The sequence below is a fragment of the Bradyrhizobium sp. Tv2a-2 genome, assembly GCF_000472425.1.
Taxonomy (GTDB): Bacteria; Pseudomonadota; Alphaproteobacteria; order Rhizobiales; family Xanthobacteraceae; genus Bradyrhizobium.
In genome coordinates this window covers 319,037-342,754 of record NZ_AXAI01000007.1, presented here as the reverse complement: position 1 = coordinate 342,754, position 23,718 = coordinate 319,037, and the positions used below count along the sequence as shown (strand labels likewise).

The 23,718-nt window shown below is 63.6% G+C and carries 25 protein-coding genes and 1 tRNA gene; 12 read left to right on the top strand and 14 right to left on the bottom strand.

Annotation, left to right across the window (positions count from 1 at the left end):
• Window positions 1-144 precede the first annotated feature (144 nt).
• Window positions 145-1,290 (top strand): FAD-dependent monooxygenase, encoded by a 1,146-nt coding sequence (locus A3AI_RS0116745; protein WP_024516702.1) that lies wholly within the window; start codon window positions 145-147, stop codon window positions 1,288-1,290.
• Between the two features lies 1 nt (window position 1,291).
• Window positions 1,292-2,905, top strand: coding sequence for a benzoate-CoA ligase family protein (locus A3AI_RS0116740; protein ID WP_024516701.1), 1,614 nt, complete (start codon window positions 1,292-1,294; stop codon window positions 2,903-2,905).
• A gap of 166 nt (window positions 2,906-3,071) precedes the next feature.
• On the opposite strand, the gene A3AI_RS0116735 is transcribed toward A3AI_RS0116740, so the two are convergent.
• Together A3AI_RS0116735 and maiA are read right to left on the bottom strand one after the other, a co-directional pair.
• Window positions 3,072-3,578 carry a MarR family winged helix-turn-helix transcriptional regulator gene (locus A3AI_RS0116735; RefSeq protein WP_024516700.1) on the bottom strand — a complete coding sequence of 169 codons (507 nt, stop codon included), beginning with the start codon at window positions 3,576-3,578 and terminating at the stop codon, window positions 3,072-3,074.
• Window positions 3,568-4,200, bottom strand: a complete 633-nt coding sequence (gene maiA / locus A3AI_RS0116730; protein ID WP_024516699.1) for a maleylacetoacetate isomerase — start codon at window positions 4,198-4,200, stop codon at window positions 3,568-3,570. Before maiA ends, A3AI_RS0116735 begins: the two co-directional genes overlap by 11 nt.
• A 101-nt stretch (window positions 4,201-4,301) precedes the next feature.
• Here maiA and gtdA point away from each other — a divergent pair, with 101 nt between their 5' ends.
• Complete coding sequence (gtdA, locus tag A3AI_RS0116725; protein ID WP_024516698.1) at window positions 4,302-5,342, top strand: gentisate 1,2-dioxygenase; 1,041 nt, start codon at window positions 4,302-4,304, stop codon at window positions 5,340-5,342.
• 194 nt (window positions 5,343-5,536) lie between these two features.
• Here gtdA and A3AI_RS0116720 read toward each other — a convergent pair whose 3' ends face one another.
• The 4 genes from A3AI_RS0116720 to A3AI_RS0116705 are packed head-to-tail and all read right to left on the bottom strand — an operon-like array spanning window position 5,537 to window position 9,522.
• Window positions 5,537-6,364 carry an ABC transporter permease gene (locus tag A3AI_RS0116720; RefSeq protein ID WP_024516697.1) on the bottom strand — a complete coding sequence of 276 codons (828 nt, stop codon included), beginning with the start codon at window positions 6,362-6,364 and terminating at the stop codon, window positions 5,537-5,539.
• Window positions 6,357-7,130 carry an ABC transporter ATP-binding protein gene (locus A3AI_RS0116715; RefSeq protein WP_024516696.1) on the bottom strand — a complete coding sequence of 258 codons (774 nt, stop codon included), beginning with the start codon at window positions 7,128-7,130 and terminating at the stop codon, window positions 6,357-6,359. The genes A3AI_RS0116720 and A3AI_RS0116715 overlap by 8 nt, the downstream gene beginning before the upstream one ends.
• Window positions 7,130-8,134, bottom strand: coding sequence for an ABC transporter substrate-binding protein (locus tag A3AI_RS0116710; RefSeq protein WP_024516695.1), 1,005 nt, complete (start codon window positions 8,132-8,134; stop codon window positions 7,130-7,132). The genes A3AI_RS0116715 and A3AI_RS0116710 overlap by 1 nt, the downstream gene beginning before the upstream one ends.
• A 23-nt stretch (window positions 8,135-8,157) precedes the next feature.
• The gene (locus A3AI_RS0116705) at window positions 8,158-9,522 is read right to left on the bottom strand and encodes an FAD-dependent oxidoreductase (RefSeq protein WP_024516694.1); all 1,365 of its coding nucleotides are present in this window, start codon (window positions 9,520-9,522) and stop codon (window positions 8,158-8,160) included.
• Between A3AI_RS0116705 and A3AI_RS49945 the strand changes: the two genes are divergently transcribed.
• The gene (locus A3AI_RS49945; RefSeq protein WP_283807240.1) at window positions 9,506-9,631 is read left to right on the top strand and encodes a hypothetical protein; all 126 of its coding nucleotides are present in this window, start codon (window positions 9,506-9,508) and stop codon (window positions 9,629-9,631) included. The genes A3AI_RS0116705 and A3AI_RS49945 overlap by 17 nt on opposite strands.
• A gap of 33 nt (window positions 9,632-9,664) precedes the next feature.
• The gene (locus A3AI_RS0116700; protein ID WP_024516693.1) at window positions 9,665-10,639 is read left to right on the top strand and encodes a ketopantoate reductase family protein; all 975 of its coding nucleotides are present in this window, start codon (window positions 9,665-9,667) and stop codon (window positions 10,637-10,639) included.
• A 12-nt stretch (window positions 10,640-10,651) separates the two neighbouring features.
• Here the strand turns inward: A3AI_RS0116700 and A3AI_RS0116695 are convergent, their stop codons facing one another.
• From A3AI_RS0116695 to A3AI_RS49940, 4 genes are all read right to left on the bottom strand, one after another.
• Window positions 10,652-11,353: a haloacid dehalogenase type II gene (locus A3AI_RS0116695; RefSeq protein ID WP_198030125.1), complete on the bottom strand. Its 702-nt coding sequence runs from the start codon at window positions 11,351-11,353 to the stop codon at window positions 10,652-10,654.
• Window positions 11,354-11,371: 18 nt separating this feature from the next.
• Entirely contained in the window at window positions 11,372-12,352 is a 981-nt protein-coding gene (gene bioB / locus A3AI_RS0116690; protein WP_024516691.1) for a biotin synthase BioB, read from the bottom strand.
• A gap of 97 nt (window positions 12,353-12,449) precedes the next feature.
• On the bottom strand, window positions 12,450-13,139 hold the full coding sequence (locus A3AI_RS0116685) for an alpha/beta hydrolase family protein (RefSeq protein ID WP_024516690.1): 690 nt from the start codon (window positions 13,137-13,139) through the stop codon (window positions 12,450-12,452).
• Window positions 13,140-13,228: 89 nt separating this feature from the next.
• Window positions 13,229-13,357, bottom strand: a complete 129-nt coding sequence (locus tag A3AI_RS49940) for a hypothetical protein (protein ID WP_283807238.1) — start codon at window positions 13,355-13,357, stop codon at window positions 13,229-13,231.
• A gap of 215 nt (window positions 13,358-13,572) precedes the next feature.
• Here A3AI_RS49940 and glk point away from each other — a divergent pair, with 215 nt between their 5' ends.
• Window positions 13,573-14,532, top strand: coding sequence for a glucokinase (gene glk, locus A3AI_RS0116675; RefSeq protein ID WP_024516689.1), 960 nt, complete (start codon window positions 13,573-13,575; stop codon window positions 14,530-14,532).
• Between the two features lie 101 nt (window positions 14,533-14,633).
• On the opposite strand, the gene A3AI_RS0116670 is transcribed toward glk, so the two are convergent.
• Window positions 14,634-14,831 (bottom strand): hypothetical protein, encoded by a 198-nt coding sequence (locus A3AI_RS0116670; protein WP_024516688.1) that lies wholly within the window; start codon window positions 14,829-14,831, stop codon window positions 14,634-14,636.
• Window positions 14,832-15,059: 228 nt separating this feature from the next.
• On the opposite strand from A3AI_RS0116670, the gene A3AI_RS0116665 reads away from it, so the two are divergent.
• Window positions 15,060-15,902 (top strand): universal stress protein, encoded by an 843-nt coding sequence (locus tag A3AI_RS0116665; RefSeq protein WP_024516687.1) that lies wholly within the window; start codon window positions 15,060-15,062, stop codon window positions 15,900-15,902.
• A 286-nt stretch (window positions 15,903-16,188) separates the two neighbouring features.
• Here A3AI_RS0116665 and A3AI_RS0116660 read toward each other — a convergent pair whose 3' ends face one another.
• Complete coding sequence (locus A3AI_RS0116660; protein ID WP_024516686.1) at window positions 16,189-16,767, bottom strand: GNAT family N-acetyltransferase; 579 nt, start codon at window positions 16,765-16,767, stop codon at window positions 16,189-16,191.
• A 591-nt stretch (window positions 16,768-17,358) separates the two neighbouring features.
• On the opposite strand from A3AI_RS0116660, the gene A3AI_RS0116655 reads away from it, so the two are divergent.
• Window positions 17,359-17,880: a hypothetical protein gene (locus A3AI_RS0116655; protein WP_024516685.1), complete on the top strand. Its 522-nt coding sequence runs from the start codon at window positions 17,359-17,361 to the stop codon at window positions 17,878-17,880.
• Window positions 17,881-18,269: 389 nt separating this feature from the next.
• Here the strand turns inward: A3AI_RS0116655 and A3AI_RS0116650 are convergent.
• Both A3AI_RS0116650 and A3AI_RS0116645 read right to left on the bottom strand, forming a co-directional pair.
• Window positions 18,270-18,346, bottom strand: a tRNA-Arg gene (locus A3AI_RS0116650).
• 257 nt (window positions 18,347-18,603) lie between these two features.
• A complete protein-coding gene (locus A3AI_RS0116645) occupies window positions 18,604-19,839 on the bottom strand; it encodes an MFS transporter (protein ID WP_024516684.1) in 1,236 nt (411 codons plus the stop codon).
• A gap of 91 nt (window positions 19,840-19,930) precedes the next feature.
• Here A3AI_RS0116645 and A3AI_RS0116640 point away from each other — a divergent pair, with 91 nt between their 5' ends.
• From A3AI_RS0116640 to A3AI_RS0116625, 4 genes are read left to right on the top strand one after another with little or no spacing between them, the layout of a single operon-like run.
• Complete coding sequence (locus tag A3AI_RS0116640) at window positions 19,931-20,404, top strand: MarR family winged helix-turn-helix transcriptional regulator (protein WP_024516683.1); 474 nt, start codon at window positions 19,931-19,933, stop codon at window positions 20,402-20,404.
• 2 nt (window positions 20,405-20,406) lie between these two features.
• A complete protein-coding gene (locus tag A3AI_RS0116635; protein WP_024516682.1) occupies window positions 20,407-22,461 on the top strand; it encodes an FUSC family protein in 2,055 nt (684 codons plus the stop codon).
• Window positions 22,458-22,667: a DUF1656 domain-containing protein gene (locus A3AI_RS0116630; protein WP_024516681.1), complete on the top strand. Its 210-nt coding sequence runs from the start codon at window positions 22,458-22,460 to the stop codon at window positions 22,665-22,667. Before A3AI_RS0116635 ends, A3AI_RS0116630 begins: the two co-directional genes overlap by 4 nt.
• Complete coding sequence (locus A3AI_RS0116625) at window positions 22,664-23,593, top strand: efflux RND transporter periplasmic adaptor subunit (protein WP_024516680.1); 930 nt, start codon at window positions 22,664-22,666, stop codon at window positions 23,591-23,593. The genes A3AI_RS0116630 and A3AI_RS0116625 overlap by 4 nt, the downstream gene beginning before the upstream one ends.
• The last annotated feature ends 125 nt before the right edge of the window (window positions 23,594-23,718 follow it).

Here is a 23,718-nt window from a genome sequence, read left to right as displayed (position 1 = left end):
GGGTAGGGCCACTGCCGGTGTCGACGTAGGGCTGCACGCTTGACCACACCCGGCCCGCCACCTTTTTTCGCTGGCGCAGCGCCGGCGGTCGGATTATGGTGCGCGCCAATTGGCAGTATACTGTCAAATTGGGAGGGAAACGCCTTGCACATTGCCGTTCTTGGCGGCGGCCCCGGCGGGCTTTATTTCGCCTATCTCTGGAAGAGACGCCATCCGGAGGCACAGATCGATCTGTTCGAGCAGAACGCCCCCGACGCCACCTGGGGGTTCGGCGTGGTGTTCTCGGAACAGGCGCTGGAGTTCCTCCGCGCCGACGATCCCGAAACGGTGGATGCGATCGCACCCGAGATGGAGAGCTGGAACAACATCACGCTCAACCATCGCGGCGAGAGCGTCGAGATCGACGGCGTCGGGTTCTCCTCCATCGGGCGACTGACACTTCTCTCCATCCTGCAGGCGCGCGCGCTTGCGGTCGGCGTCACCGCGCATTTCAGCAACCCGATCCACTCGCTCGACCAATTGAACGGCTACGATCTGATCGTCGCCGCCGACGGGCTCAACTCGCTGGTGCGCCGCAGCTTTGAGGGCGATTTCGGCTTCTCCATCTCCTACTCGACCAACAAGTTCGCCTGGTACGGCACCCACAAGCGCTTCGAGACACTGTCGCAGACCTTCGTGAAGACCGCGCGCGGAACGTTCAACGCGCATCATTATCGCTACGCGCCAGATATGAGCACCTTCCTGGTGGAATGCGACCGCGCCACCTGGGACCACTACGGCTTCGCGTACAAGGACGTCGACCAATCCAAGGCAATCTGCGAGGAAGTGTTTGCCGAAGCGCTCGGCGGCGGCATGCTGATCTCCAACAAGTCGGTGTGGCGCAATTTCCCCTGGGTGTGGAACGAGCACTGGTTCCACAAGAACATGGTGCTGATCGGCGATGCACTGCATTCGGCGCATTTCTCGATCGGCTCCGGCACGCGGCTTGCGATCGAGGACGCGATTGCGCTGGCCAAGGCGCTGGAAGCGGAGGCGCATGTCGCGACTGCGCTTGCGCGCTACCAGGCCGACCGCAAGCCGATCGTGAAGAAGCTCGTCACCGCCGCGCGCACCAGCGCCAACTGGTACGAGAAATTCCCGGGCCACATGCAGCTCGATCCGCTTGATTTTGCCTATAGCTACATCACCCGCTCCGGCCGCATCGACGACGCGAGGCTGCGCGCGATGTCGCCGCGCTTCATGGCCGCCTACGAGGCCGCAGGTCAGGCTGGAGCCAGCGAAAATGGCTGAGATGACGACCAATATCCGGGACGCGGTGCCGCGCGACGCGGCGGGCGCGCTCGAGATCGGCTTTGCGATTCCCGAGCGCTACAATGCGAGCCGAATTCTGTTCGACAATCTCGCACAGGGCCGCGGCGAAGCGCTCGCGCTGACCGGCCCGGCCGGTACACTGAGCTATGCCGAGCTCTGTGCCGACGCCGCGCGCTGGGGCCACGGGCTGATCTCGCTGGGGCTGAAGCGCGGCGACCGCGTGCTGCTGTTTCTGGACGATACGCCCGCCTACCCCGCGGCGTTCTTCGGCGCGGTGCGTGCCGGTTTCGTGCCGCTCCTGATCAATACGCTGACGCCGCCCGAGCTGCTGCACTTCTATCTCGCCGATTCGGATGCCGGCGCTGCGATTGCCGATGCCGAGTTCTGCGCCCGCTTCAACGCCGAGGCGTGTCGCGACACTGCGCTGCGCACACTGATCGTCGTCAATGGCCGGGCGAGTCAGAATGCCGCGCCGCGCGTGATCGCCGCCGACCAATGGCTCGCGCAATTTCCGTCCCGGCTTGCGGAAGCCGATACCCATCGCGACGAGATGGCGTTCTGGATGTACTCCTCCGGCTCGACCGGCCGGCCGAAGGGCATCGTGCATCTGCAGCACGACATGGCCTATAGCGAGCTGGCCTTCGCGCGCAACGTGCTAAGGCTTGGCGCAAACGACATCTGCTTCTCGGTGCCGAAGATCTTCTTCGCCTATGGCTTCGGCAATGCCATCACCTTTCCATTTTCCGCCGGCGCAGCGACGCTGCTGCTGCCCGGCCAGCCGAAGCCGGCGGCGATCTTCGAGGCGATCGCGCGCTTCCGCCCGACCGTGTTCTTCGGGCTGCCGACGCTCTACACCTCGCTCTCCAAGGCCGACGGCGCCGCAGGATGCGATTTCTCGTCGCTGCGCATGGCGGTCTCCGCCGCAGAGGTGCTTTCCGGCGACGTGTTCAATGGCTGGAAGGCGCTGACCGGGCTCGAGATCGTCGAGGGCCTCGGCTCCACCGAGGTGCTGCACGTCTATCTGTCCAACCGCGCGGAAACGAAGAAGCTCGGCGCGGCTGGCCTGCGCGTGCCCGGCTATGAGATCGCGCTCAAGGACAAGGACGGCCGCGACGTCGGCGACAGCGAGGAAGGCATTCTCTGGGTGCGCGGCGATTCCGCCACGCCGCTGTACTGGAACCGCGCGGACAAGACCGCCGAGACCATCCGCGAAGGCGGCTGGATCTACACCGGCGACCGCTTCGTGCGCGATGCCGACGGCTTCTACTTCTTCCGCGGCCGCGCCGATGACCTGATCAAGATTTCAGGACAGTGGGTCTATCCGCTCGAGGTCGAGCTCTGTCTCGCCGAGCACCCCGAAGTGCGCGAATGCGCCGTCTTCGCCGCCGAGTTGCCCGACCGCCGCATGACATTGAAGGCAGTGGTGGTGATGAACAGGGCCGGCTTCGACGAGAGCGGCGCGACCAGGGAGCTGCAGGATTACGTGAAGGCAAAGCTGCTGCCCTACAAATATCCGCGCGAGATCCGCTTCATCGACGAACTGCCGAAGACGGGCACGGGCAAGATCGATCGGCAGGCTGTAATGCGGATGTGACGGCAGGACAGCGATGCATCCTCGGTGTCGTCCCGGCCTAAAGCATGATCCGGAAAAGTGTGTAGCGGTTTTCCGAAAAGATCATGCTCAATCAAAGACGCGCTTTAGTGCGCAATTGCGCACGGGGGGCTGGGACGACAATGAGCGGTTGGCCCTCTCGTTGCCTTCACCCCCGCCCCAGATGCTCCAGCGCCTCCTCCGCGCGCAGCGGAACGCGGGAGGCTTCGTTGTTGCGGTCGACGAGTTGGGCGAGCAGCGCCATCAGCAGCTTGCGGTCGCCGGCCTTGAGCGGCTCCAGCATACGCGCCTGGGCGCGGTCGACCGCGGGCAGAATGTCGCGCAGCAGTTTTGAGCCCGCGCGCGTCAGATAAAGCAGCTTGACGCGCTTGTCGTCGTTTGCCGCCTTGCGCTCGATCTGGCCTTTCGTCTCCAGACGCTCGATCACGCTGCCGAGCGTGGAACGGTCGAAGGCGATCACGGCGGAGAGCCGCGTCGCGTCGATGCCGGGATGGGTCTGGATCGCGACCAGCGCCGCATACTGCACCGGCGTGATGTCGATATCCTTGCACTCCTCGACAAAGATCGCGACCGCGATCTGCTGCATGCGCCGGAACAGATAGCCCGGCTTGGTGTAGACCGCATCCATCGTCAGCGGCGCTTCCCTATTCGGCATCGATCTGGCGCTCCGGTGCGGCATCCGCGAAGGCCGGCAGTGCCTTTGCGGCAGCTTCGGCCTGCAACAGCCGCGGAAAGGCCGAGACATCCACGCCGAAGCGGCGCGCGTTCGCGAGCTGCGGCACCAGGCAGAGATCGGCCATGGTCGGCGCCGCGCCGAAGCAGAACGGCCCCGCTTCGCCCGCGACCAGCTTCTCGCTCGCCGTGAGCCCTTCGCGGTTGGCCCAGGCTGCCCACTCCGTCACCGCCTCCTCGGGCAGGCCGAGCTGCCGCAGCCGCGCCAGCACCTTCAGGTTCTGCACCGGATGGGTGTCGCAGGCGAGCGCCATCGAGAACGCCCGCACTTTTGCACGGCGCAGCGGATCCTTCGGCAACAGCGGCGGCGTGGGGTGCGTTTCCTCCAGCCATTCGATGATCGCAAGCGACTGGGTCAGGATGTCGCCGGCGTCGCTCTCGAGCGTCGGCACAAAGCCTTGCGGGTTCAGCGCGAGATAGGCGGGCGCACACTGTTCGCCCTTGCGGAGATGATGCGGCAGATGCTCGGCGCGCAGGCCCTTCAGGTTCAGGGCTATTCGAACGCGATAAGATGCACTGCTGCGGAAATAGCCATGCAGCTTCATCAAGGCCTCCCCCACTCACGGCGATTATGGTTGCCGATTGACGCTACCTATATTGTCAGTATGCTGTCAATTAATCCAGCAACAAGATCCGGAGGCTCCCCATGGAAGCCGTGGCCAAGACGCCGGAACGCGAGGCGTTCTACAGCAAGATCGACGGCGAAAACCTATCAGCGCTGTGGAATGTCATGGGTGACCTGATCACGCCGGAGCCGAGGAGCGCCTGCCGGCCGCATCTGTGGAACTACGATGCCATCCGCGCCTACATGATGGAAGCGGGCAAGCTGATCACCGCCAAGGAAGCCGAGCGGCGGGTGTTGATCCTGGAAAATCCGGGCCTGCGCGGGCAGTCCAAGGTGACGACCTCGCTTTACGCCGGCATCCAGCTGGTGCTGCCCGGCGACATCGCGCCCGCGCATCGGCACAGCCAGTCGGCGCTGCGCTTCATCCTGGAGGGCAAGGGCGCGTTCACCACCGTCGCCGGTGAGAAGACGATGATGGCATCAGGCGATTTCGTCATCACGCCATCGATGGCCTGGCACGACCACGGCAACGAAACCAGCGAACCGATGTTCTGGCTCGACGGGCTCGACATTCCCGTGGTGCAGTTCTTCGACGCCTCCTTTGCCGAAGGCGCGAAGGAGGACCAGCAGACAATCACAAAGCCCGTCGGCGACAGCTTTGCACGCTACGGCCGCAATTTGTTGCCGGTCGACGACAAGCGCAGCTCAGGGACGTCGCCGATCTTCAATTATCCCTACAGCCATACCCGCGAGGCGCTGGAGCAGGCGCGGCAACGCGAGGAATGGGACACCTGCCACGGGCTGAAGCTGAAATTCTCCAACCCCGAGACCGGCGATTTCGCCATGCCGACCATCGGCACCTTCATCCAGCTGCTGCCGAAAGGGTTCAAGACCGCGCGCTATCGCTCGACAGATGCCACCGTGTTTACCGCGGTCGAAGGCAGGGGCCGCACCCGGATCGGCGACCAGACCTTTGAATGGGGGCCGCGCGATCTGTTCGTGGTGCCGAGCTGGCACTGGGTGACGCACGAGGCCGATGAGGACGCCGTGCTGTTCAGCTTCTCCGACCGCCCGGTGCAGCAGAAGCTCGACCTGTTCAGGGAAGATCGCGGGAACGCGTAGGGCGTGCGAAGCCCCTTCTCCGTCATGGCCGGGCTTGACCCGGCCATCCACGAAAAGCTGCGCCTGAGGAGAGACGTGGATGCCCGGAACAGGCCCTGGGCATGACGCTGTGGCGGCGGTTGCGCCAGATTCTTGTTTTGACGCGTTTTCTTCACGCGAACCGGTGTCCACTTCGCTCGAAAACGCTCTAACGACTACCGCCAGTGCAACAGCCGCGTTTCCAGCAGCCCGATCAGTTTCCCGATCGCGAGGCCAAACAGCGACAGGATGACCACACCGGCGAGCAGCTGATCGGTCTGCATCAGATTGCCCGCCTGCAGCACGAAGGCGCCGATGCCGTATTCGGCGCCGATCATTTCCGCGCTCACCACCAGCAGCAGCGCCACCGACGCCGTGATGCGGAAGCCGGCGAGGATCGAGGGCAGCGCGCCCGGCCAGATCACGCGGCGGACAATGGCCGCAAACGGTACGTTGAAGCTCTGCGCCATGCGGATCAAATTGCGCGGCACAGCGTCGACGCCGCTATAGACCGAGATGGCAGTGGAGAAGAACACCCCGAGCGCAATGGTTGCAATCTTCGGTTCCTCGCCGATCCCGAGCCAGAGAATCAGGAGCGGCAACAGCGCGATCTTCGGAATCGGGAACAACGCCGAGATGAAGGTGATGCCGACGCTGCGCGCCAGAGTCGACAGGCCGATGGCAAAGCCGACGGCGATGCCAAAAGCGGTGCCGAGCAGCCAGCCGATGCCGATGCGCATCAGCGAATAGCCGAGATGCTGCCAGAGCGCGCCTGACATCGCGAGCTGGTAGATGGCGCGGCAGATCGCAAGCGGCGTCGGCAGAAACAGCGGATTGACCAGTCGCGCAGTCCCTGCGAGCTGCCACAGCGCGATGACGACGGCGAGCGCGATCCAGCCGCCAAAGCGGCTTGCGCCCGGCACGAAGCCGGCGCCGCGGAACGCGACCGGCCGCGTCTCGGCGGAAACATCGTCCTTGGCCCGCTGCGGCGCGCGGTCAAGCATCCTGGACCTCGCGCTCGGCGTCGATCGCCTCGTTACGGATCAGCGACCACAAATCGTTCTGCACTGCGAGCAATTTGCCGCGCCACTCGGCGCTGCCGCGCTCACTTCGCGTCATCGGCATGGTGACGACCTCGCGCACCCTGCCCGGACGGCGCGACAGCACGACGATGCGATCGGCGAGCCGCACGGCTTCTTCGAGATTATGCGTGACATAGACCGCGCCCATCGCGCCGTCCGCGAGCAGGCGAATGAAATCCTCCATCAAGAGCTCGCGGGTCTGTGAGTCCAGCGCCGACAGCGGCTCGTCCATCAACAGGATCGCAGGACGAACCGCCAGCGCCCGGGCAATGCCGACGCGCTGGCGCATGCCGCCCGACAATTGTTTGGGGTAAGTCGCGCGAAAATCGGTAAGCCCCGTGCGGCGCAGCGCGTCGTCGACCTGCGCGCGACACTCGGCAGCGGAGAGCGGCGTATGCAGCAACGGAAATTCGACATTCGCCTCCACCGTACTCCACGGCAGCAGCGCGAAATCCTGGAATACGAAAGTCAGCGGATTAAGGCTGCCCGCCGGTGGCGCGCCGCGCAACTCGGCCTGACCGGCGGAGGACTGCAACAGGCCGCCGAGGATCGAGAGCAGCGTGCTCTTGCCGCAGCCGGAAGGCCCCACGATCGCAACGACCTCGCCGGCGCGCACGGTGAACGAGACATCGTCCAGCACCTCAAGCGCGCCGAAGCAATGCGAGATATGGTCGGCGATCAGGTCCATCAATCCGCCTTCACGAAATCCTTTGCGACAATCGCCTCCGCATCGAATCCCTTGTCAACAAAGCCCTGCGCCTGCAGCCATTTGATCTGGTTGTCGACGTTCTTCACATCGAGCTTGCCGTCGGGATCGATATAGGCGCAGTTGCCGACCACCTGCTCCAGCGGCAGGTTGGTATATTTGGCGATGATCTCGAGCAGCGGCTTTGTCTGCTCGTTGATCGGCACCGTGCCGTCCTTCATCGCCGCCAAGATCACATCATGATATTCGCGGTCGGCGCGATCGAGGGCTGCGAGCAGCCTGGTCACCATCGCCGTGTTGGTCAGGGTCTTCGGCGAGGCGAATACCGCACCCAATTGCCACGGTGTCTCATCGCCGACCCAGCCGAGAAGCTTTGCGCCGCCGTCATCCATCAGCTTGCGCGCGGTCGAGACCGGCAATAGCGCCGCATCGACGGTCTCGCCCTTCAGCGCAGCCGCCGCGTTCGACAGCGATTGCAGCGGCACGATCTTCACGTCTGACAGCTTGAAGCCGTATTTGTCGGCGAGCAGCCCCAGCGAATAATGGAAGCTGGAGCCGACCTGAGTGACCGCAATCCGCTTTCCCGCGAGGTCCTTCGGCGTCCTCAGCCCGGCCGCGTAGGCATTGTTGCTGGCGAAATAGCCGATCAGAGGATAGCCGGCCTTTTCGCGGCTCATGCCGCCAATCACCTTCAGCGTGCCCTTGCCGGCGAGGTTATAGAGCCCGGCGGTGAAGGCGGTAATGCCGAAATCGACATCGCCCGCGGTGGTGGCGACCGCGATCGGCTGGGCCGCGTCGAAGAATTTCAATTCCACATTCAGACCGGCGTCGCGGAAATAGCCCTTGTCCTGCGCGATAAAGACCGGCGCCGATGAAGAGAGGCGCAACACGCCGATCCGCGCTTTCAGCGCATCATCGGCCCTTGCGATGACGCCGCTCGCAACCATCAAGACACAGGCGAGCGCAGCCCGCGCAATTCCCCTCATTCCGCTTCCTCCGTCCAAATCCCTTACACGCCAACAGGCACGGCCTGGTCGCGCCCGATGAAGGCGCCCTGCTCTTTCAGCGCCTGTTGCAGCTTGTCTATAGCAATCTCGCGCGGCAGCGTATTGCCCGAAAGTGCGGTGGCCGCGGCTAAACCAGCAGCTTCGCCCATCACAAAACAGGCACCGGAGACACGGGCGGCCGACTGCCCCTCCTGGGTCATGGAGGCACAGCGCCCGGCGACCAGGAGGTTCTCGGTCTTTTCAGGCACCAGCATGCGGTAAGGCAGCTCATTGTAGCCGCGCGATTCCGGAATCGGCGGGAACCTGAAGATCACGTCGCCGGCAATATGGGCCTCGATCGGCCAGCCGTTGACGCCGATGGAATCTTCGAACGAGGCGCAGGCGAGAACGTCCTCGCCAGTCAGCTGATAGCCGCCGACTACGCGGCGGGTTTCGCGAATGCCGAGCTGCGGCGGCAGGTCGATGATGTAGGAATTCTCGAAGCCCGGCACCGTGCGCAGGAAGTTGAACGCCTCGACTGCCTGGCGGCGGCCGTCGATCTCGCCGCGGGTGAGATCTTCGGGCTCGACGCCGTTGATGGCGCTACCGTCCGCCCGCGCGAGCTGGGTGAAATTCACCCGCCATTCCTGTGCATGGCGCTGCGGCCGCACGATCGCGCCCTTGCGCGGGAATTTATGCGTGCCCTTCCGCTCCGCCTCTTCCATCAATTGCGGAATGGTGCGCCAGGCTTCGCCCGCCTTGTCGGGATCGACGCCGTTGATGCGGAACATCATGGAGGGATAGAGCGTGTGGCCGGCCGCATCGCCAAGCTCGAACGGCGCGCCAGCCCAGGCCGCGAGATCGCCGTCACCGGAGCAATCGATAAAGATATTAGCGCGCACCGCCCGCCGGCCGCCCTTGGTCTCGACCATCAGCGCGTTGATGCGCATCCCGTCGTTCATCACCACGCCGGCGCCGAGCGCATGGAAGAGCACATCCACCTTGTGCGCGGCAAGGAGATCATCGGCGGCGATCTTGTAAGCGGCGGTGTCATAGGCCTGCGCAAAAATCTTGCCGAGCACGAGATGCGGCGCGTTCAGCCCACCGAGGCGGTCGATGCGCGCGAGCAGCTCCGAGGCAATGCCCTGCACCAGGCGATGCATCTTGCCATGAACATTGCCATGCAAGCCGCAGAAATTGGTGACGCCGGCGGCGGTGCCCATGCCGCCGAGAAAGCCGTAGCGTTCGATCAAGAGCGTGCGGCGGCCCGCGCGCGCCGCTGCGACCGCTGCGGCAATGCCGGCAGGCCCACCGCCGAGAACGGCTACTTCATATTCGCCGTAAAGGGGCACATGGCGGGCGGGCTCTTCGATGGTTCTGCTGGACAAGCTGGAGTTCCCGGACCGTTCGATTGCGGCATGCAACCGTGACAGCTATCTCGCCAAAGCAAACCTCAATGTAAAGGGCGCCCTCGCCGAAAGCGCCCAAGCTCTGTAAGAAGACCAGGGACCTCCGGAACAGGACATTCCGATGCGGATATGCGTTTTTGGCGCGGGTGCCGTCGGCAGCCATGTTGCAGTGAAGCTGGCGCTGGCCGGACATGACGTCGCCTGCGTCATGCGCGGGGCGCACCTTCAGGCCGTGAAGGAAAATGGTCTTGTGCTGCGCATCGGCGGGACCGAATCCCGCGCCGACGTGCAAGCTTCCAATAATCCGGAGACGCTGGGACGACAGGACCTCGTCATCTCGACCTTGAAGGCAACCAGTGTCGGCAGCCTCGCCGACGGCCTGCAGCCGCTGCTGGGGCCTGAAACTCCGGTCGTGCTGGCACAGAACGGGATTCCCTGGTGGTACGACATCGGCCTCCCTGCGGATCATCCGCGGCCGCCCGATCTGTCCTTCCTTGATCCAGGCGGCCGGCTGCGCGCGGCGATCGGCAAGGAGCGGATCATCGGCGGGGTGATCTTTTCTTCCAACGAGGTGGTCGCGCCGGGCGTGGTGGAAGGCCTCACGCCCGACCGCAACCGGCTGGTGATCGGCGAATGCGACGACCGCGCCAGCGAGCGCATCGGCAGTTTGCGCGCCATGCTGGAGAGCGCGAAGCTGGAATCTCCGCCCGTTACGCAGATCCGCGAGGCGATCTGGTCAAAGCTGCTCACCAACATGTCGATGTCGATGCTGTGCCTCCTTACCGGGCAGACGGCGCGCGGCGTGCGCGACGATACTGTGCTGCAGGACGTGACCCCGCGCCTGCTCGATGAAGCCAACCAGATCGCCCAGCGCTACATTCCCGAGGTGAAGCGCGTCACCCGCAACGCGCCGGCGCCCAATCACAAGCCGTCAATCCTGCAGGATTACGAGCTTGGCCGCCCCATGGAGATCGACGTCCTGGTCCGCGCACCTGCCGCCTTCGCGCGAGCCGCGGGCCTCTCTACGCCGATGCTCGATTTGATCGCCGCACTCGCGATCCAGAAGGCGCGGGACAAGGGGTTGTACAAGGTCTGACAGGCGTCGCGTTCAGACGATCGCTGTTGCGAGCTCCGTCATCGTCCGGACCAGAATATCCGGCTGGTGCGGGGTTTCGCCGAAGGGACGCCGGCGGCGGTCGATGAAGGCGGTGCGCATGCCTGCGGATTTGGCGCCGATGCAATCAAAGGCGTGGTTGGCAACAAATAAGATCTGGTCCATGCGCAGCCCCAGGAGCTCGGCCGCCCTGGTGTAGGTCGCGACATGCGGCTTGAACGAGCCGGCTTCCGCGACCGATATCACGCGGTCGAAAGCGATGCCGTGATAGCGCTTCGCCGTCTCCAGCATATCAGGATCGCCGTTGGAGAGCACGACGAGCTTGTATTTCGGGCGCAGCCGGTCCAATGCCGCCGGCACCTCCGGAAACGGCTTCAGTTTCTCGATCTCGCCGACGAGAGTACGGACCTCGTTGGCGGTATAGCTGATGCCGGCGCGGTCCATGACGTGGGCCACCGCGCGATGTCCGATCTCACGATAGGGCGTGTGCTCCCGATGCAAAAGCGCATCGATCATCGAATTCTCGAAATGCGTGCGCCGCCACCAGGTCACAAAGGAGTTGGGATCGCCGTGCCACCCCTTTGCTTTCAGGAACGGCGTCGCGACTGCAGTCAGTCCGCCCTGCATGTCGACCACCGTGCCATATTGGTCGAACATGCAGACTTTGACGGTGTCCCTGATGTCCTCATACGCCACGGCGATAATCCTTTCGAGTTAAAGCGCCTCCAGTCCAAGCCTATCGAACAGCCTGCGATCCTTGTCGGCTTCCGGATTACCTGTCGTGAGCAGGGTGTCGCCGACGAAGATCGAGTTGACGCCGGCGAAGAAGCACAGCGCCTGCGTCTCGTCGGTCATGGCGGTGCGTCCGGCCGCCAGCCGCACGTAGGAGGTCGGCATCATGATGCGCGCGAGTGCGATGATGCGGACGAACGCGAGCGGATCGACGGGCGCGGCTTTCGCAAGCGGCGTGCCGGCAATCGGGATCAGCATGTTGATCGGCACGCTCTCCGGCGGCTCCGGCAGATTGGCGAGCGTGACCAGCATCTCGACCCTGTCGGCTTCACTCTCACCCAGGCCGAGAATGCCGCCGCAGCAGACTTTCATGCCTGACTGGCGCACATTCTCCAGCGTGTCCAGCCGGTCGGCATAGGTTCGCGTCGAGACCACGCTCGGATAATAGCTCTCCGACGTATCGACATTGTGGTTGTAATAATCGAGCCCGGCATCGGCGAGGCGATCGGCCTGGGCGCGGTCGAGCATGCCGAGCGTCATGCAGGTCTCCATGCCGAGCTCCTTCACCGCGCCGATGATTTCGACAATGGCATCCAGGTCGCGCGGCTTCGGGTTGCGCCAGGCTGCGCCCATGCAATAGCGCGTCGCGCCACCCGCCTTGGCCTTGCGGGCCTCGGTCAAGATCGTCTCGACGTCCATCAGCTTCGAGGCGGCGAGCCCGGTCGCATGGTGCGACGACTGGCTGCAATAGCCGCAATCCTCCGGGCAGCCGCCGGTCTTGATGTTGAGCAGGCGGCTCAACTGCACGCGGTTGGGATCGAAATGCTGCCGATGCACGGACTGCGCCTTGAACAGGAGATCGTTGAAAGGCATTTGATAGAGCGCGAGCGCCGCATCGCGGGTCCATTTCGGCACAACGACCGCGGGTGCGGCCGCAGCAGCTTCGTGCGATAGGTCAAGCATTCCGTAACTCTCCGAGCAGTCCAGATGCCGCCTTATGGCATCTGGACTGTTGCGATGCCAGCAACGCATGCCAACTTTTTCAAGAATTGATGGCCGATCAAACGTGCCTTGCGATTTTCGCAATCCAGGCGACAAAGGTGTCCAGCACCTCCTGCATGACGTCATCATCGTTGCGGCCCGAACGGACCGGCACATGAAAGGAATGATCGGCGCCCTCGACAAGATGCAGCGTGGCGCGTGCGCCCAATCCTTCAACAACGGGCCTGAGCAGATCGAGCTCCGCGAGCTTGTCGCGCGTGCCCTGCAGGAACAGCATGGGCACCCTGATATCAGCCAGATGCGCCGCGCGCTCGATGGATGGCTGTCCGACCCCATGCAGCGGAAAGCCAAAGAAGGCAAGCCCGTGCACGCCGGCAAGCGGCTGCTTCGCCTGCGCCTGCGAGGTCATGCGGCCGCCAAAGGATTTGCCGCCGGCGATCAGCGGCAGACCGGGCAACGCGCGCGCGGCGGTCTCGACCGCGGCGCGCACGGTCGCCTGTGCCACCGCCGGCGGATCGGGCCGCTTGCTCTTCTTTTCCATGTAAGGGAATTGATAGCGCAGCGTCGCAATGTCGCGCGCGGCAAGGCCGGCGGCGACGGCTTCCATGTAGGAATGGGTCATGCCGGCGCCCGCGCCATGGGCAAAGACGAGGCAGGCGCTCGCACGCGCCGGCTTGGTCAGAAGCGCGGAGACGGACGTCGTCTTGCCGACATCGATGGTGAACGACTGTGGATTGGCCCTGTCCATTGCAGCAACCATCGATCCTGCATCCTTCATTGGCGCCGCGTGTCGGCCGCCCAGAGATAGTCCAGCACGGGCCGCAACGTCGCCATGATCTAGCACCGGCCGGCCTCGGTATCGACCGCGCCGAATTTTCCTTCCAGTGCGAGCCTGGCATAGCCGCGGACCATCGACCAGGCAACGGTTGCCACGACCTTCGCGCGCTTCGGCGCTCGCATCGCCATGCAGAGGGCTGCGTGTCGTCCGCGGGGACGCGCGAAGCCAGGGGATTTCATATTTCACACATTTCCCGTAACCGGGCCCGAACCTTCCGATCGGCCGGCGCGTTGTTCCCGTTGGCGCAGGCTGGCCCGATCTGGGCACATTCCCAAAACTGGCGCGCAATGCTATGCGAATAGCCGGCTCCGGCCGGCCATCGGATGCGGAGGCGGACGAAGAAATGACGGAGCGGATTCTACTCGCTGACATCGGCGGCACCAATGCTCGCTTCGCGCTGATGGAGCGCGGCGAGATCGGGCCGCCGCAGCATTTGCGGGTCGCAGATTTTCCGCGCATAGAAGACGCCATTGCCGCGTTTCTGTCGCACCAGGGTGGCGCGAAGCCGGCCACCGGGCTGCTCGGCGTCGCGGGACCGGTGGTGAACAACCGCTGCATCTTCACCAACAGCTCGTGGGTGGTCGACGGCGATGCGCTTGCGAAGCAGTTCGGCCTTGCGAGCGTCCGTCTGCTCAATGATTTCGAAGCGCTCGGCTGGTCGCTGCCGGCGCTCAAAGACGCCGACCTGGTCGCGCTCGGGGACCAGCACGCAGCGCCGGAGGCTCCGATCCTCGTGCTCGGACCGGGAACCGGCTTTGGCGCGGCAGCTTTCCTGCACGTTCCGCAGCCGACGGTGGTGGTGACCGAAGCCGGTCATACGACCTTGCCGGCGACATCGGACCGCGAGGCGGAGGTGATCGCCGAACTGCGCCGGCGGTTCGGGCATGTTTACGTTGAGCGCGTGCTGTCTGGATCGGGACTTGAAAACCTCTATCACGCGCTGGCTGCCGTCGACGGCGCGACGGCCGCGCCGCGCGACGCGGCTGCGATCACGGAAGCCGCGTTCGATGGAAGCTGCGCGCTGTGCGGGGCGACGATCGACATGTTCTGCGCCTTTCTCGGTGGCGTCGCCGGCAATCTCGCGCTGACCTTCCTTGCCCGCGGCGGCGTCTTCATTGCCGGCGGCATCGTGCCGCGCTTTGCCGACCGCCTTGCGAAGACACAATTCCGGACCCAGTTCGAAAGCAAGGGCCGCTACGTAGACCTGCTGCGGCAAATTCCGACCAGCGTCATCGTCACGCCCGACACCAGCTTCATCGGGCTGAAGACCTATTTCGACCGAAGGCTGCAGAGTGGAGCATGATCCGGAAAAGTGTGTAGCGGTTTTCCGAAAAGATCATGCTCAATCAAAGTCATAAAGCGCGATGACGATTCAACCAGATCTCATCGCGCTTTAGCCGCTGATCAGACTGACGCCGGACCACTGCTCGCCGGCCTCTGCACATGGGAAAGCCGCAGCGCCTCGCGAACATCATCGTCTTCCAGCATGTCCTGAATCCGCTGGTCCCGCTCCCGGCCCGCCTTCAGCGGCCGGCCGGCTCCGGCGCGATCGCCTTTGATTGCGGCGTCGGAAGCAACTTCGTCTTGCGGATGGCATGTCATTACGTTGCTCCCTGTCATGAATTAACGTGCTGCCTGAGGGCGGTGCAGCAAGAATACGTGTTCGACAGGACGGCGCGTTGAGCAAGATCAACCCGCGCTGCGAGCCTCGATTCGCCACGGAGCAGCGGCCAGGTCAGCCGAAACGGATGCCCGCGGTCATTTGATGCAGGTCAACACGGCATTCTTCACGGCGGGGAATATCCTCGGCGCATCCCGCGGAGAACGGACATGATCAAGGACATTCTGGTGCTGGTGCCGACCGAGCGCCCCGGGCGCCCGGTCATCGACGCGTCCATTTCGCTGGCTGCAACATTAGGCGCCCATCTCGACGCGTTTGCAGCCGGCTACGTCTCGACAAGCGCGGCCTATGTCGTGGACGGCGCCGCTGGCGCCGCCGTCGCGAGCGTTTTCGAGATGGAGCAGGAACGCGCCAACCAGCGCGCCGTGGCGGCGCTGGAAGTCTTTGAAGCCGAAGCGCGCAATGCTCGCATTTCCTATCAATGCCATCCGCTGGAGACAGTGCCGGCGGATGCGGCCGAGGCGATCGGTGCGGCAGCCCGCCTCCATGACCTCTCGGTCGTGCTGCAACCGATGTCGGGACATGAGACCTTCGACAACACCCTGCCGCAGGAAATTCTGTTCCGCTCTGGCGGGCCCGTCTTGTTCGTGCCGCATATTTTCCGGGGCGCCTTCAGGGCCAAGCGCATCGGCATCTGCTGGGACGGCAGCCGCCTTGCAGCACGCGCGCTGCGCGATGCGCGGCCGCTGCTGGCGCAGGCCGATTCGCTGCTCGCGATTTCGATCAACGGTGCAGAAAGCCTGCCGGCCTATGCTTCGACCGATGGGCTCGCAAAATATCTTGCGCGCGCCGGTCTGCCGATCGAGGCGATCGACCTCACGGCAAGCCGCAACGAGGTCCAGCCGACCATCCTGTCGCTGGCCGCGGATGAGAGCCTCGATATGCTGGTGATGGGCGGCTACGGCCATTCACGGCTACAGGAAGGCCTGCTCGGCGGCGTCACGCGCGCCATGCTGCAAACCATGACGGTGCCGACCTTGATGACACATTAGACTAGCGAGCGCCGGCAGGCATATTGCGATCTCTATCTGAGCACTTGATTCAGGAAGTTGCCGAGACGCGCCGCGGCGAGCGCCGGTGAGAGCCGCGTCGGAATAGGGGTCAATGTCTGAGACCGGAGCACGCCTGTCTGGGACTTGTGTCGGCACGGTCGATACGTTGGTCATCACGGGCTACTTTCCAAGTACCTGATGTCGCCGCTGATGTCGTTGGCATCAACCGGACGCTCATCTTTTGGATTGGTGGAGCGGGAGCATCGTGAGCCGAGCGCGCTTCGGATCAGCGTGAACGACGCAGCATCGGATAGATGGGTGGTGACGAGCCGACTTGGATTGTGGCTACGATTTCAAAGCCGTGTCTTTGGTAAAGAGAGGTATTTTTCTTGTTTGAAGAACAAAGATACGCCGCCTGGTGCTCTCTGTCGCACTGACGAAGGCCGTGCTCGAGGAGAGCCGCTCCATATCCCTTGTTTCGGTGCGAACCTTCGACACCGATCAATGACAAGTGCCAGTGCGGCTCTGACGGTCGATAATGCTCCCTCATCTCGAAAACAGCGCTGACATCCCTCTGCATATCTCCGGCTAGGCTGGCTGCAATGACTGCTTCAACGGGTGCACTATCGCCGTGCATACCCGGGGGAAACCAAATCGCGACCCCGGCTCCGTCGTGGGAACGATGCGCCGCCCCTACCTCAAATGAACTCGCTCCAAGCTCGCGGAACAGTCGAGGGATGTGTAGAAGATACTGATCCGCGGCATGATACATCCAGCGCGCGACCGGGTCGACCTCGAAGGCCGAAACAAGGGTGCCAATTGCGCGATCGACCTCCGCGTCGCCGCTGATAGTCGCGGTTTTCAAGTGCGCCATCCATTGCTTTGAAGGGACAAGTGATGGACTACCAATCGTCACTATGTTTGCCGATGTCGCAGCAACGGCGAGGAGCGCGATGCACTCCGGAATTTGGACAGCACGAGTTACGAGAGGATTTCCGGCGCCGGAATTTGGCTACATTTGACACATGACGGGGCTTTGGCGCTGTTTCTGCTTTTGGCCCCGCGCGATATATTGCGCCGCCGCATGAGCTTGGTCGCTTCGACAGTTCGCCGTCGATTGCAGAGGGCGACGCTCGTGACCCTTGGGCGAGCTGAGCGAGATTGAAGGGTATGCGACGGCACGCCGCGGCACCGAACCCTGTTGGGATGTTTTTTACTGCCCCTCTTTGCGATATGCTCCTTTAGTTTTAGTCAAGCCAGCTGCTCGTGCATTGCCCGGACGCGTTGTCCAAAAGCAGAGCTGTGGCCGAACACCTCGTTTAGGAAATTGGCCGTTTAGAAAATTAGCTGCGCTTGTTCCGTATATGGGAACAGGCGGAATACGCGCGTCTGCATGAGTAGCCTCTGCAATAGCGGCCGTCTTGGCTTGAAGACCGCCGCTCGACAGGAGGCGACAATGATCCGCGTCAAAATAAGCTTATTATGCCTAGTTATTGCAGTTCTTCTGCCTGCAGCCGCAAGAGCAGATACAATAGAAAAGAAGGGGACGACACCTTACGTGACACATTTCATCTTTCGACCAATCATGAGCATCGACATCCCCGGTCTAGGCACTGCGACCAACCTCGAAGCCGTCGGGACTACGCAGAACATGAAAGGAGAAAAGATGCTCGACAAGATGTCGGCACATTGCGCCGCGCTGAACGTTGCATCAGGCGACAAGAAATACATTGACGGCGCCTGCGTGCTGGCAGACAGCGACGGTGACAAAATTTTTTCGACGTTTGATACTCGCGACGTCGATAAGTCGCAGCCAGAAATGAGCTGCGGAACGCATATCATCACGGGTGGCACCGGTAAGTATAAAGGAATTACCGGCCGCGAACCCTTTGCGTGTATAACGATGCCGGCTCTAGCTGGTCCGGGTGGCCAAACCGCGTTGGATATTCCACATAACACGTCGTGGGAGATCAAGTGATCAGCTCCATCGGGTAGGCGCACTTCATCGCCATGTTTGCGCGCGTGTCGGGCAGGCAACGACATGCGCGCAAATAAAGTTTGCCCGGGTGCGCTACATGCAAAGCGGCGCTGCTTCAGTTAGGAAGATTGATACCTGCGTGAAGGTGGGCTGGTAGCTACGGCACCAATCTGGGGGAGACATATCGCCAGGCGGGCAACCATGCCGGCCGTATTCTCAAGGGCGAAAAGCCAAGCGTTGCGGAATTTGGTCGCTATCGGCGCATAGCGGGAATCGAAGGACATCCGAGCAACTGCCGATCACCCCTGCCCCGTTTACCCGGAGGTTACCCCGACCGAGAAAATCGCTTTTTTCCATTCGTGATTTTCGGTCTAAGCCGCTGAAATCTTTGGCGATCCCGGCATGACTCGAACATGCGACCTACGGTTTAGGAAACCGCCGCTCTATCCAGCTGAGCTACGGGACCGCGCTGAGCGTCGGCGCTCGCGAAAGCTCCATAGCAGAGCACGCGGCCGACCGGAAGCCTCCCGGACCGCGGCCTTTGGCGCACGGGAAGCGGTAGCCGGCACGGGCAGCTTGCGGCAATGCGCTCCGGCTGCCGGACGTCCCTGGTTCAAGGCGGCCCTGCAGATGTTCGCAGTCGGCGCGACGCGCACGCCGCCCAGGCTATGCATTTCACAGGAGGCTCAGGCCGCGCCTCATTCTTCGTGCGTTCAGGCCCTCTCAAACACTCTCGACATAGCGTGCAACCAATAGCGCGGCGGCAAGCAGCGTCCCGCAGATCGAGATGCCGGCCATCGACAGCGACCAGGCGACATAAAGACTATGGCCGATCAGAGTGCCGCTGATCAGCGGCGCCGCGATATTGGCGACCGACATCAGCGACTGGTTGAAACCCATGATCATGCCCTGGCGGTTGATCGAGGCGCTGCGCGACAATTCGAAGGTCAGCGTGGCACGGGTGAACATGAAGCCTACAATGATCAAGGTGAGAAAGGCCGTGAGCAGCCCAATGCCGTCCACCAGCGCCAGGCCACAGAAGCCGATAGCCATGCCGGCAAAGGCCGTGATGACCACGGCCCGGTCGGAGGCAACGCGATTGACGCGGGTGATCAGAAGTCCCTGGACGATGATGTTGATGAAGCCGGCATAGGCAAACACCCAGCCGAGCTCGCGCGCGCCGAAGGCGTGGCCGTCCCAGGTAAAGCGCGCCGCGAGGTACAGGCCGACCTGGGACAGGAACATCGAGTTGACGAAGAAGAACACGATGAGCAGCAGGAGCACGCCCCAGGCATAACGCATCCCGAGCATGGTGCGGGTCGCCTTCCGCTCGGGAATGCGCTGCAGATAAAGCGTCTCGGATGCATCCGGCGGCAGCAGCGTGACGGTCGCGAGAATCGAGATCAGCGACATCGCCGCCGCGGCCCAGACCGGCACCGTTGCGCCATATGGCGCGAGAAACCCTGATAACGCGGGCCCGAGCACCAGCCCGGTTCCGATCGCGCCTGACGTCGCCCCTAACGCCTGCTTGCGCGTCTCGGGCGTGGAATGCTCCGCCGCATAGGCATGCGCCACCGAGATATTGCCCGAGGTCAGGCCGTCGATGATGCGCGCGAGAAAAACCAGCGTGAGATTGGGAGCAAGCGCAAGGAGCGCGAAGCCCGCGAGCGTGCCGATCTGGCTGACCAGGAGAACTTTGCGCCGCCCGTAGCGGTCCGACAGAATCCCGACAATCGGCCCGGCCACCAGCTGGCAGACCGCATAGGCCGACACCAGCGCGCCGACTAGGAAGGGCGTGGCGCCGAGGCGCTGCGAATAGAACGGCAGCAGCGGCAGGATGATACCCATCCCGGTCGCATCGACCGCCACCACGATGAAGGTCGGAACCAGCGAGAGATCGGGCGCACGGCCGCCGCCGGAGAGGTCCCGTTTTTCTGAGATGACCGATGCCGCGTCCATGGCCCCTTGTTTTTCCTCGCATTTCCGCGATCACATACGTGTTCCAACCTATATAGTTGCAAGCTAATCGTTTGCATCCTATTTAATTTGCATGACACCTTCCCTGAACGCAATCCACTCCGAGATCGGCCTGCTGATCGCCCGGGTTAGCCGCGTCTGGCGGCGCCAGGCGGATCAGGCGCTCGCCGATCACGGGCTGTCGCAGGCGACCGCGCTGCCTTTGATGGTGCTGTCGCGGCGGGGCAAATGCGTCCGCCAGGGCGTGCTGGCGGACGAGATGGGCATCGAGGGGCCCTCGCTGGTCCGCCTGATCGACCTGCTGCAGGCTGAGGGGCTGGTTGAGCGCCGGGAGGATCCGACCGACCGTCGCGCCAAGACGTTGCATCTGACGCCGACCGGCTTGGCCAAGGTCGAGGAAATCAACCGCGTGCTACGCCGCGTCCGCGCCGATCTGCTAAAAGATATCGAGGCGAGCGAACTCGCCGTGACATTCGACGCGCTTCAGAGGATCGAGCATCGGGCCAATCGCATTGGCCAGCAGAGCTCGGTTGCCGAGGAGCCCTAGGAATGCGCTTGAACTCGTTGCTGGTCCGCCACGCGGACCTCGTCTTTGCGTGCAAGACCTTTCTTGCCGCGATGCTGGCGCTGATCGTAGCGCTCTGGCTCGACCTGCCGCGCCCCTATTGGGCGATGGCCACCGTCTACATCACCTCGCAGCCCCTGGCGGGCGCGACCAGTTCCAAGGCGCTCTACCGCGTGTTCGGCACGGTCATCGGAGCCGCCGCCACCGTCGCGATGGTGCCGAACCTTGTGAATGCGCCGGAACTACTGAGCCTTGCCATGGCGCTCTGGGTCGGGCTTTGCCTTTATCTGTCCCTGCTCGACCGCCAGCCGCGCAGCTACGGCTTCATGCTCGCCGGCTATACGGTAGCGTTGATCGGCTTTCCGTCCGTCTCCGATCCTGGCAGCATCTTCGATACCGCGCTCGCGAGGGTCGAGGAGATCTCGCTCGGCATTTTCTGCGCGACACTGGTCTCGACCGTGGTGCTGCCGCGCAGTGTCGCGCCGGCGGTGGCCCAGCGCGTCGAAAGCTGGCTGAAAGATGCCCGCCGTCTCGCGCGCGATGAGCTTGCGGGAGCTGGAAGGGAGCCTGAGCTGCATGCACAGCGGCTGCGGCTGGCGACCGATGCGGTCGAAATCGAAACGCTCGCCGGCCATCTGTCCTATGACCGGGTCGCCGACGCCAACACCATCCGCGGCCTGCAGATGCTGCGGCGGCACATGATGATGCTGCTGCCGCTGCTCGCCTCGATCACCGATCGCATGGCGGCGCTGGGAGACCGCTTTCGCGAGGCGCATCCCGCCCTCGAGCAATTGCTCGAAAGCCTCGCGCAATGGCTTTCGACCGACATCGGCGAACGGCAGCCGGCTGAACAGCTGCGCGAAGCGATCGCGGATTTGCGGCCGAACCTGGATGCGGACGCGGCCTGGGAGCAGATCGTGCTGGCGAACCTGGTGATACGCTTGCGCGAGCTCGTCGACATCTCCAGCGACTGCCGCGCCCTCGAGCTCGCGATCGCGGCAGGGCGCGATCCGGCACAGGTGCCGCTCGCCTTCGAGCCGGAAGCGGGCATCACGCCGCAGCGCCATCGCGACCACGCGCTGGCACTGTGGTCGGCGGCCGGCGCCGTCGCGGCGATCCTGATCTGCTGCGCACTCTGGATCGCAACCGGCTGGGCCGACGGCGCCTCGGCGCCGATGATGGCCGCGGTCGGCTGCTCGTTCTTCGCCGCGCAGGATGATCCGGCGAAGGGTATCCGCAGTTTCGGCTGGTGGTCGCTGGTCTCGATCATCGTCGTCGCGATCTATCTGTTTGCGATCATCCCGCCGATTGCCCATGTCGAGGTTCTGGTCGTCGCGCTCGCGCCGACCTTCCTGATCTATGGCGTCCTGATCGCGCGTCCCCAGACGAACTTCATCGGCATGGCGCTGGCCGCCAACACGGCGACGCTGCTCGCGCTGCAATCCACCTACAACGCGGATTTCGCGTCCTACGCCAACTCGTCCATCGCCTTCATGGTCGGCATGGTGATGGCCACAGTCGTCACAAAACTGGCCCGAACGACCGGCGCCGAGTGGATTGCACGGCGTCTGATGAAGACGAGCTGGACCACGCTTGCCGTCACCGCCGAGCGGCGCGGTTTCAACGATCGCGCCGCCTTCGCCGGGCTGATGCTGGACCGGCTTGGGCTGCTGACCCAGCGCCTTGCCGCCATCGACGGGTCCGATCGCGGCGACGTCGCGAATCTCAGCCAGCTCCGGGTCGGTCTCAACATCATCGACCTGCGGCGGGCCCGCAGGTCTCTTGCGCCGGCCACGCTTGCAGCCATCGACGACATGCTGACGGCGCTTGCGATTGCCGCACGCAACCATGCCGGCGGCGCGATGCCGGACGCGCTCCTGGCACGGATCGATACCGCGCTGGCAAGGGCTGTCCAGGAGCCAGCGGGCAAGGCGCGGGAAGATGCGCTGATCGGAATCACCGGCATCCGGCGCGGCCTGTTCCCGGAGGCCGCCGCCTATCGGGGCGCACCGACCGACCAGAGGAAGCTCGTGGCATGAGGTACCAAATCGACCTTTTCGGCGTGATCGCGCCGTCGCTCCTGCTCTGGCTGGTCGTTGCCTATGGCCTGTTCGCGCTGCTGCGGGCCGGCCTCGAGCGCACCGGCTTCTACCGGGCGATCTGGCATCGCGCGCTGTTTGATCTCTGTGTTTTCGTCTGCCTCCTGGGAGGCGTCGTCTATCTCTCTCTGGAGTTTCTGTCGTGAAAAACGTTCTTGTCCAACTCCGTCGCTTTGGCTTGACCGCGATTGCGGTCGTCGCGGCCGTTGTCGTCGCCATGCAGCTCTGGGCCTATTACGTGAATGCGCCGTGGACGCGTGACGGCCATGTGCGCGCTGATGTCGTGCAGGTCGCACCCGACGTGTCCGGCTTCGTCACCGACGTGCTGGTGCATGACAATCAGCGCGTCAACCGCGGCGACGTCATCTTTCGTATCGACCGCGCCCGCTTTGAGCTGGCCCTGAAACAGGCCGACGCCATCGTCGCCGGACGCCGCGCCTCGCTGGACGAGGCCAATTTGGACCTCAACCGCTATCGGGCGCTGACCACCGACGCCGTCTCCCAGCAAAAACAGGAGCAAGTGCTGTCGACGCAGCAGCAGGCCCAGGCCGCCTATGACCAGGCTGTCGCCGACCGCGCCGTTGCCCAGCTCAACCTCGACCGCAGCGAGGTGCGCGCGTCAGTCAACGGCATTATCACCAATATGGACCTGCGTCCCGGCGTCTATGTCACCGCGGGCAAGGGTGTGATGGCGCTGGTCGACACCGACACGCTGCGCGTCGAGGGGTATTTCGAGGAGACGAAACTGTCGCGCATCCATGTCGGTGATCCGGTTCGGATTCACCTGATGGGAGATTCGGCCCCGCTGACCGGGCGCGTCGAGAGCATCGCCGCCGGCATCGAGGACCGCGACCGTGCGGAAGGCGCCAACCTGCTGGCCAACGTCAACCCGACCTTCAACTGGGTCCGTCTCGCGCAGCGCGTTCCCGTCCGCATCGCGCTCGACGGCGCACCGGATCCTACGCGGCTCGTGGCCGGACGCTCGGCAACAGTCGAGGTGATCAGCCGACAGGCCAACACAAGCCCCACATCGGGCAACGGCGCGACATCCAGAGAAGCTTGGAACAACTAAAGCATGATCCGGAAAAGTGTGTAGCGGTTTTCCGAAAAGATCATGCTCAATCAAAGAGCTAAAGCGCGACGACGATTCAACCAAATCTCATCGCGCTTTAGGCGCGTCGACCGCGCATTGCGTTG

What these genes read in the sequence shown, in the direction of transcription:
- A3AI_RS0116685 (WP_024516690.1), bottom strand. Translation starts at nt 13,139, where the DNA reads ATGGACAGGGCCAATCCACAGTCGTTCACCATCGATGTCGGCAAGACG.
- A3AI_RS0116735 (WP_024516700.1), bottom strand. Translation starts at nt 3,578, where the DNA reads ATGCCGAATAGGGAAGCGCCGCTGACGATGGATGCGGTCTACACCAAG.
- A3AI_RS0116645 (WP_024516684.1), bottom strand. Translation starts at nt 19,839, where the DNA reads ATGGACGCGGCATCGGTCATCTCAGAAAAACGGGACCTCTCCGGCGGC.
- A3AI_RS49945 (WP_283807240.1), top strand. Translation starts at nt 9,506, where the DNA reads ATGGTTCTGCTGGACAAGCTGGAGTTCCCGGACCGTTCGATTGCGGCA.
- maiA (WP_024516699.1), bottom strand. Translation starts at nt 4,200, where the DNA reads ATGAAGCTGCATGGCTATTTCCGCAGCAGTGCATCTTATCGCGTTCGA.
- A3AI_RS0116740 (WP_024516701.1), top strand. Translation starts at nt 1,292, where the DNA reads ATGACGACCAATATCCGGGACGCGGTGCCGCGCGACGCGGCGGGCGCG.
- A3AI_RS0116670 (WP_024516688.1), bottom strand. Translation starts at nt 14,831, where the DNA reads ATGACATGCCATCCGCAAGACGAAGTTGCTTCCGACGCCGCAATCAAA.
- gtdA (WP_024516698.1), top strand. Translation starts at nt 4,302, where the DNA reads ATGGAAGCCGTGGCCAAGACGCCGGAACGCGAGGCGTTCTACAGCAAG.
- A3AI_RS0116720 (WP_024516697.1), bottom strand. Translation starts at nt 6,364, where the DNA reads ATGCTTGACCGCGCGCCGCAGCGGGCCAAGGACGATGTTTCCGCCGAG.
- A3AI_RS49940 (WP_283807238.1), bottom strand. Translation starts at nt 13,357, where the DNA reads ATGGCGATGCGAGCGCCGAAGCGCGCGAAGGTCGTGGCAACCGTTGCC.
- bioB (WP_024516691.1), bottom strand. Translation starts at nt 12,352, where the DNA reads ATGCTTGACCTATCGCACGAAGCTGCTGCGGCCGCACCCGCGGTCGTT.
- A3AI_RS0116710 (WP_024516695.1), bottom strand. Translation starts at nt 8,134, where the DNA reads ATGAGGGGAATTGCGCGGGCTGCGCTCGCCTGTGTCTTGATGGTTGCG.
- A3AI_RS0116665 (WP_024516687.1), top strand. Translation starts at nt 15,060, where the DNA reads ATGATCAAGGACATTCTGGTGCTGGTGCCGACCGAGCGCCCCGGGCGC.
- A3AI_RS0116655 (WP_024516685.1), top strand. Translation starts at nt 17,359, where the DNA reads ATGATCCGCGTCAAAATAAGCTTATTATGCCTAGTTATTGCAGTTCTT.
- A3AI_RS0116635 (WP_024516682.1), top strand. Translation starts at nt 20,407, where the DNA reads ATGCGCTTGAACTCGTTGCTGGTCCGCCACGCGGACCTCGTCTTTGCG.
- A3AI_RS0116640 (WP_024516683.1), top strand. Translation starts at nt 19,931, where the DNA reads ATGACACCTTCCCTGAACGCAATCCACTCCGAGATCGGCCTGCTGATC.
- glk (WP_024516689.1), top strand. Translation starts at nt 13,573, where the DNA reads ATGACGGAGCGGATTCTACTCGCTGACATCGGCGGCACCAATGCTCGC.
- A3AI_RS0116715 (WP_024516696.1), bottom strand. Translation starts at nt 7,130, where the DNA reads ATGGACCTGATCGCCGACCATATCTCGCATTGCTTCGGCGCGCTTGAG.
- A3AI_RS0116700 (WP_024516693.1), top strand. Translation starts at nt 9,665, where the DNA reads ATGCGGATATGCGTTTTTGGCGCGGGTGCCGTCGGCAGCCATGTTGCA.
- A3AI_RS0116630 (WP_024516681.1), top strand. Translation starts at nt 22,458, where the DNA reads ATGAGGTACCAAATCGACCTTTTCGGCGTGATCGCGCCGTCGCTCCTG.